Genomic DNA, 837 nt, shown 5'->3' with positions numbered 1-837 from the left:
GCCGTGCCGCGTGGCCCGGGAGGGGAACCGGCCCGCGGCGTCCTCGGTGCGTGCCCACGAGGGCGGCGTGCTGCCCGGTGGGTCGGTGCGGGTGCGCTCGGTCCCCGAGTCGGCCGGCCGGGTGGCTGCGGCCCGTTGATCGAGTTCGGTCATGACTGCCTCTCGACGCGCTGCACACAGTCCGCGGGGTGGTGCGGGCGTGCGGTGACCGAACAAGTACCCGGTGTGAAAAGGTGCATAACAATATATTGAGCGACACAACGAGTTTTTGCTCGCTACCACGGCGAAACGGGTGTTGTTGGCAGCATGTGGCCGTGAGCCAAACGACGCACCGCCCCGCGCGCCGCCGCATCCCGGCGGCCGTCACCAACCGACTGGTCGAGGGGGCCTTCGCGGCCTGTCTGGGACTGGCCGCGATCGCCATGCTCGTCCTGCTGCTCTGGATCACCTCCCCGTACCCGGACAGCGGGCCCGGCGGCGCGCTGCGGGCCGCCGCCGGACTGTGGCTGCTCGCGCACGGCGCCGAACTGGTCCGCACCGGGACGCTCAGCGGCGTGCCGGCCCCCGTCGGCGTGACGCCGCTGCTGTTGACGGTGCTGCCCCTGCTCCTGCTCTACCGCGTCGCACGATCCGCCGAGGGGTCCGCACGCGCCACCGTCACCTGGCTCAGCGCCGGATACCTGGCGGTGGCGGCCCTCACCTGCTGGTTCTCCGCCTCCGCGGCACTGCGCGTCGACCTGCTCAGCGCAGCGGTCCGGCTGCCGCTGGTGACGGTCGCCACCATCTCGGTGGGCACCTGGGCGGCCCGCGGCCGGCCCTCTCCCGGCCCGGCGTGGC

1 protein-coding gene is annotated in these 837 nt (G+C 73.2%); it reads left to right on the top strand.

Translation table 11 applies throughout. The features are described 5' to 3' along the window. Positions 1-314: 314 nt before the first annotated feature. On the top strand, positions 315-837 hold a 523-nt coding region (locus ACYVE9_RS28965), incomplete at its 3' end, for a cell division protein PerM (protein WP_461030847.1).

The sequence above is a fragment of the Streptomyces sparsus genome (genome assembly GCF_054776295.1).
Note: the sequence above shows the minus strand (reverse complement) of the source record. Positions and strands in the feature narration are given on the sequence as shown.